The organism is Streptomyces sp. MB09-01, from assembly GCF_033794505.1.
Lineage (GTDB): Bacteria > Actinomycetota > Actinomycetes > Streptomycetales > Streptomycetaceae > Streptomyces.
Genome location: NZ_JARAYQ010000384.1, coordinates 1 through 5,786 on the forward strand (window position 1 = coordinate 1; position 5,786 = coordinate 5,786).

The window sequence follows — 5,786 nt, forward strand, 5'->3', positions numbered from 1 at the left end:
TGGTTCAACGTGCGTGCCTCCAACACCGAGCCCCTGCTCCGCCTGAACGTGGAGGCCCGTGACGAGGCCACCCTGGCGAAGGTCCGCGACGAGGTCCTGGCCCTCATCCGCGCCTGATGTCAGGCCCGGCCCGCTTGCGCTCCGCGCCATGCGGGCCGGGACCCTTCAGCGCCGTGCCGTCGCAATTCGGCCCGCCGGCGCTCGAGGCGCGGGGGCCCCGGGGCAGCGCCCCCGGCAACGGCGTCGCCCCCCAACCCGCGGCGGGAGCCCACGCGCACTCCGGGCCGCACCCGAGGTGACTCGGCGGTACGCTGACCTCGCCCCACCCCAGAACCATCCGCATGCCCGAAGGGAACCGCCCCATGCCGCTCGAAGCCGGCCTCCTGCAGATCCTCGCCTGCCCCGCCTGCCACGCGCCCCTCGAGGACAAGTCGGCGGACGAGACGGCCCCCGAGCTGATCTGCACCGGCCAGGACTGCGGCCTCGCGTACCCGGTCCGGGACGGCATCCCGGTGCTCCTCGTCGACGAGGCCCGCCGCCCCGCCTGACCCCTGCCGCGCCGCGTAGGCACGCGCAGACGCTGAGACCGATTCCGCAACCCTGGATCCGTCAACACCGCCGGAGGCCGCCATGCTCGACGAGTCGCTCCTCGACGCACCGGACGATCTCGCCCGCGTCGACCGCCGGGGCCTGCTCCGCGGCGCGGCCGAGGCCGGGGCGAGAGTCCGTACCGCGACCCGCCACGCGAACGAGGCCGGCCTCGCCGACCTGCACCCCGACGGCCGCCCGCGCGCCGTCCTGATCGCCGGGCCCGGCACCGCCGCCACCGGCGTCGCCGACCTGCTGGGCGCCCTCGCCGGCGCGTCCGCGCCCGTGATCCGGCTGGACCCCACCGGCGTCGCGCACGCCGCCGGCGCACTGCGCTGGGCCCTGCCCGGCTGGGCCGGCTCGGTCGACCTGCTGCTCATCGCCACCACCGACGGCACCGAGCCCGGCCTGGCCCTCCTCGCCGAGCAGGCGTACCGGCGCGGCTGCACCGTCGTCGCCGTCGCCCCCGAGCGCTCACCGCTGAGCGAGGCCGTGGACGGCGCGCACGGGCTCCTCGTACCGATGGCCAAGGCCCCGTACCAGGAGTACGACGAATCCGCCGCCGCGGGCCCGGGCGCCCTGTGGGCGCTGCTCACGCCCCTGCTGCTGCTCCTCGACAAGGTCGGCCTGATCACCGCGGCCCCCGACACCCTGCAGCTCGTAGCCGACCGGCTCGACCGCACGGCCGAACGCTGCGGGCCCGCCATCGCCACCTACTCCAACCCGGCCAAGACGCTCGCCGCCGAGCTCGCCGACTCCCTCCCGCTCATCTGGAGCGAGGGCACCGGCGCCGCCCCGGCGGGCCGCCGCTTCGCCGCGACCCTCGCCGAGCTCGCCGGCCGCCCCGCACTGTCCGCGGTGCTCCCCGAGGCGCTGCCCGCCCACGGCATCCTGCTCGCGGGGGCCTTCGCCGCCGGCGCCGACCCCGAAGACTTCTTCCGTGACCGGGTCGAAGAGCCCCAGGCCCTTCGTGCCCGCATCGTCCTGCTGCGTGACCGGCCGGCCGGCGGCCTCACCGCCGCCCCCGCCGCACGCGAGCTCGCCCTCAGCCACGACACGGCCATCAGCGAGCTCGAACCGGAGGAGGGCGTCGAGCTGGAGCAGCTCGCCGAACTCCTCGCCGTCACGGATTTCGCCACCGCCTACCTGGCGTTGGCTTCCGGGGGACACAGCTGAGGTACGCGCACACGCCCCGGCTCTATCCAGGAAGACGACGATGGACCGCCTGACGAACACGATCCGCCCCTACGCCTGGGGATCCACCACGGCCCTCCCCGCGCTCCTCGGTGTCGACCCCACCGGTGAGCCCCAGGCCGAGCTGTGGATGGGCGCCCACCCCGGCGCCCCCTCCCGCGTCGACCGCGGCGCCGGCGAGGTGGCCCTCTCGGACGTCATCGCGGCCGACCCCGAGGGCGAGCTCGGAGCGGCCACCGTCGCCAAGTTCGGCCCCCGGCTGCCCTTTCTCCTCAAGATCCTCGCCGCAGGGGCACCGCTCTCCCTCCAGGTCCACCCCGATCTGGCCCAGGCGAAGGCGGGCTTCGAGGACGAGGAGCGGCGCGGGGTCCCGATCGACGCGGACCACCGCAACTACAAGGACCCCAACCACAAGCCCGAAATGATCTGCGCGCTCACCGCGTTCGACGGGCTGTGCGGCTTCCGCCCGCCGCTGGAGGCCGCCGAACTCCTCGCCGGCCTGGACGTGGACAGCCTCAAGCCGTACGTCGACCTGCTGCACGCGCACCCCGAAGAGGCGGCCCTGCGCGAGATGCTCACCGCCGTACTGACCGCGGACCGTGCCGAGATGGCCCACACCGTCCACGAGACCGCGGTCGCCGTCGACCGCCTCGGGGGCCCGTACGCCCCGTACGCCACCCTGGCCCACCACTTCCCGGGCGACCCGGGAGTCATCGCGGCCATGCTGCTCAACCACGTCCGACTCCAGCCCGGCGAGGCGATGTTCCTCGGCGCCGGCGTCCCGCACGCCTACATCGACGGCCTCGGCGTCGAGCTGCTGGCCAACTCCGACAACGTGCTGCGCGCCGGACTCACCCCCAAACACGTGGACGTGCCCGAACTGCTGAAGATCGCGAAGTTCGAGCCGGACGACCCGAACGTGCTGCGCCCCGAAGGCGACGGTGGCGAGGAGGTCTACGAGAGCCCGATCGACGAGTTCCGGCTCTCCCGCTTCCTCCTCGCGCCCGGCGGCGTCTCCCGCACACTGTCGCTGGACGCCCCGCAGATCCTGCTCTGCACGGCCGGTTCCGCACTGGTCGGCGAACTGCCGCTGACACCCGGCGAATCGGTCTTCGTACCGGCGGGCGAAAAGGTCGAACTATCCGGAAACGGAACGGTCTTCCGTGCCACCGTGGTGGTCTGACGTCGCGTCCGTCCCGGCGGCTGCAACAATGTGCGGCCGGTAGTCAGTGGCTAGGAAGGACATCCTGCACCCATGAGCGCGTCGGGCGGTACCAGGGCGATCGTGGCGGCACTCGCCGCCAATCTCGCCATCGCTGTAGCCAAATTCGTGGCATTCCTCTTCAGCGGCTCCTCCTCGATGCTCGCGGAAAGCGTCCACTCGCTGGCGGACTCCGGGAACCAGGGGCTGCTGCTCCTCGGCGGAAAGAAGGCCAAGCGCGAGGCGACCCCGCAACACCCCTTCGGGTACGGGCGCGAGCGCTACATCTACGCCTTCCTCGTCTCCATCGTGCTCTTCACCGTCGGTGGCATGTTCGCCATCTACGAGGGCATCGAGAAGATCAACCACCCGCACCCGATCGAGGCCTGGTACTGGCCCGTCGGCGTGCTCGTCTTCGCGATCATCGCCGAGTCCTTCTCCTTCCGCACCGCGATCAAGGAGTCGAACGAGATCCGGGGCAAGCAGACCTGGACCCAGTTCGTCCGGCGGGCCAAGGCCCCCGAGCTGCCCGTCGTCCTCCTGGAGGACCTCGGGGCGCTCGTCGGCCTGGTGCTGGCGCTGGTCGGCGTCGGCCTCGCCCTGCTGACCGGCAACGGCGTCTGGGACGGCATCGGCACCCTGTGCATCGGTGTCCTGCTCATCGTGATCGCGATCGTCCTGGCGGCGGAGACCAAGTCCCTGCTGCTCGGCGAGGCCGCGGGCGTCGAAGAGATCGAGAAGATCAAGACCGCGCTCGTCGACGGGGACGTCGTCACCCGCGTCATCCACATGCGGACCCTGCACCTCGGCCCGGAGGAACTGCTGGTCGCCGCCAAGATCGCCGTCGAGGGCCACGACACCGCGACCCAGGTGGCGGACGCGATCAACGCCGCCGAGGCCCGCATCCGCGAGGCGGTCCCGATCGCCCGCGTGATCTACCTGGAGCCGGACATCTACCGCCCCGAAGCCGCCAAGTAACCCACGGCGTACGAAGGCCCCCGCGAGCACCGGCCCGCGGGGGCCTTCGCGCATCCGGCCCGGTCCTCAGCCCGTGGCTCCGGGTGCGGGGGCACCCGGGACCGGCTGCGCCGGCGCCGGCTCCCTGCGGCGCACCACCAGCGCCACGATCCCCAGCACGCCCCCGGCCAGGAACACGACGGCGCCGACGAACTGGAGGCCGCCCGCGACGATGAGGTCCGTGGGCTCCACGACGGCCTCGCCGCGGATCGCCGACAGGGGGACGGTGCCGCCGTCCTCGGAGATGTGCATCGAGGAGTCGGCGGAGTTCCCGCGGTTGTCACCCATGAGGAACGTCCGCCCCTCGGGGACCGTCACGTCGAACGCCACGACCGCCGGAACCGACCGGTCCAGGATGTACGGCTCCTCCAGCGGCTCCCCGTTGAGCCGCAAGGTGCTCTCGCCCCGCCGGTGCTCGATCCGGTCGCCGCCGCGCGCCACCACCCGCGACAGCATGAGCCCGCCCGTCCTCCACTGCGGAACCGATACGAGCACCACGTCCCCGCGCCCGATCTCCAGCTCCTCACCGGCGGCCCCCATGGAGAACCAGCCGGAGTCCCCCGCCGCGTAAGCCGGCCGCATGTGGTCGCTCGCTATGCGGTGCTTCTCGTAGTCCACCTCGGAGTGCCCGGCGGACACGGCCGAGTGGACCGTCCCGCCGAGCACCAGCACCCCGCCCGCCACCAGCAGCACGATCGCCCAGATGCCCCGTCTCCGGCCCCGCCTGCGTTCCATCGGCCCCACCCCTTCCGTGTCAGCGCCGTCACCACGGTGCCCGCCGCTGTCGCGATCAGGAACGAGCCGGCCAGGAAGCCTGTCACGATCGCGCCGATGAAGCACGACGGGCAGATCAAAAGTCCGAAAGGTCCTGAAAGTGCCAGCCGAAGGGTCTGAGATCACCACACGCCTTCTTCTTCGTCTGACTGGGGCTCACTCCACCGATCGGTGTAGATTCGTGGTCAGTGTCAGGCGTCGCTGCTGATGGCGGGTCGGGCGGTCCTTGCGACCGGCCGAGGGGAGAGAGGACCCCCGACGGACTGTGCTCGGTGTCCCGTCCCCAGGACGGCGCACGGACCAGCCGTACCCACCTCTCGAACCATGAGGAGCAGCACCCATGGACTTCAAGGTCGCAGACCTGTCCCTTGCCGCCTTCGGCCGCAAGGAGATCACCCTGGCCGAGCACGAGATGCCGGGCCTGATGTCGATCCGCCGCGAGTACGCCGAGGCGCAGCCGCTGGCCGGCGCCCGCATCACCGGCTCGCTGCACATGACGATCCAGACCGCCGTCCTGATCGAGACGCTGGCCGCCCTCGGCGCCGAGGTCCGCTGGGCCTCCTGCAACATCTTCTCCACCCAGGACCACGCGGCCGCCGCCATCGCGGTCGGCCCGAACGGCACCCCGGAGAACCCGCAGGGCATCCCCGTCTTCGCCTGGAAGGGCGAGACGCTGGAGGAGTACTGGTGGTGCACCGAGCAGGCGCTGACCTGGCCGAACACCCCCACCGGCGGCCCGAACATGATCCTCGACGACGGTGGTGACGCCACCCTCCTCGTCCACAAGGGCGTCGAGTTCGAGAAGGCCGGCTCGGCCCCGGACCCGTCGACCGCGGACTCCGAGGAGTACGCCCACATCCTCACCCTGCTCAACCGCACCCTCGGCGAGTCCCCCCAGAAGTGGACCCAGCTCGCGTCCGAGATCCGCGGCGTGACGGAGGAGACCACCACCGGTGTCCACCGCCTCTACGAGATGATGTCCGAGGGCACGCTGCTGTTCCCGGCGATCAAC

The 5,786-nt window shown here is 72.1% G+C and carries 7 protein-coding genes; 6 read left to right on the forward strand and 1 reads right to left on the reverse strand.

What is annotated here, in order from left to right:
- From PV721_RS40420 to PV721_RS40440, 5 genes are all read left to right on the forward strand, one after another.
- Nucleotides 1-117: hypothetical protein (locus PV721_RS40420; protein WP_319733440.1), on the forward strand; the 117-nt coding region annotated here is incomplete at its 5' end.
- Between the two features lie 245 nt (nucleotides 118-362).
- Nucleotides 363-548 carry a Trm112 family protein gene (locus PV721_RS40425; protein ID WP_319733427.1) on the forward strand — a complete coding sequence of 62 codons (186 nt, stop codon included), beginning with the start codon at nucleotides 363-365 and terminating at the stop codon, nucleotides 546-548.
- An 82-nt stretch (nucleotides 549-630) separates the two neighbouring features.
- Nucleotides 631-1,764, forward strand: a complete 1,134-nt coding sequence (locus PV721_RS40430) for an SIS domain-containing protein (protein ID WP_319733429.1) — start codon at nucleotides 631-633, stop codon at nucleotides 1,762-1,764.
- Between the two features lie 40 nt (nucleotides 1,765-1,804).
- Nucleotides 1,805-2,965: a mannose-6-phosphate isomerase, class I gene (manA, locus tag PV721_RS40435; RefSeq protein WP_319733431.1), complete on the forward strand. Its 1,161-nt coding sequence runs from the start codon at nucleotides 1,805-1,807 to the stop codon at nucleotides 2,963-2,965.
- A 72-nt stretch (nucleotides 2,966-3,037) separates the two neighbouring features.
- Nucleotides 3,038-3,961: a cation diffusion facilitator family transporter gene (locus PV721_RS40440; RefSeq protein WP_319733433.1), complete on the forward strand. Its 924-nt coding sequence runs from the start codon at nucleotides 3,038-3,040 to the stop codon at nucleotides 3,959-3,961.
- Between the two features lie 66 nt (nucleotides 3,962-4,027).
- Here PV721_RS40440 and lepB read toward each other — a convergent pair whose 3' ends face one another.
- Complete coding sequence (gene lepB / locus PV721_RS40445) at nucleotides 4,028-4,735, reverse strand: signal peptidase I (protein WP_319733435.1); 708 nt, start codon at nucleotides 4,733-4,735, stop codon at nucleotides 4,028-4,030.
- Nucleotides 4,736-5,114: 379 nt separating this feature from the next.
- Here lepB and PV721_RS40450 point away from each other — a divergent pair.
- On the forward strand, nucleotides 5,115-5,786 hold a 672-nt coding region (locus PV721_RS40450), incomplete at its 3' end, for an adenosylhomocysteinase (RefSeq protein ID WP_319733437.1).

What these genes read in the sequence shown, in the direction of transcription:
- PV721_RS40425 (WP_319733427.1), top strand. Translation starts at nt 363, where the DNA reads ATGCCGCTCGAAGCCGGCCTCCTGCAGATCCTCGCCTGCCCCGCCTGC.
- PV721_RS40440 (WP_319733433.1), top strand. Translation starts at nt 3,038, where the DNA reads ATGAGCGCGTCGGGCGGTACCAGGGCGATCGTGGCGGCACTCGCCGCC.
- lepB (WP_319733435.1), bottom strand. Translation starts at nt 4,735, where the DNA reads ATGGAACGCAGGCGGGGCCGGAGACGGGGCATCTGGGCGATCGTGCTG.
- PV721_RS40430 (WP_319733429.1), top strand. Translation starts at nt 631, where the DNA reads ATGCTCGACGAGTCGCTCCTCGACGCACCGGACGATCTCGCCCGCGTC.
- manA (WP_319733431.1), top strand. Translation starts at nt 1,805, where the DNA reads ATGGACCGCCTGACGAACACGATCCGCCCCTACGCCTGGGGATCCACC.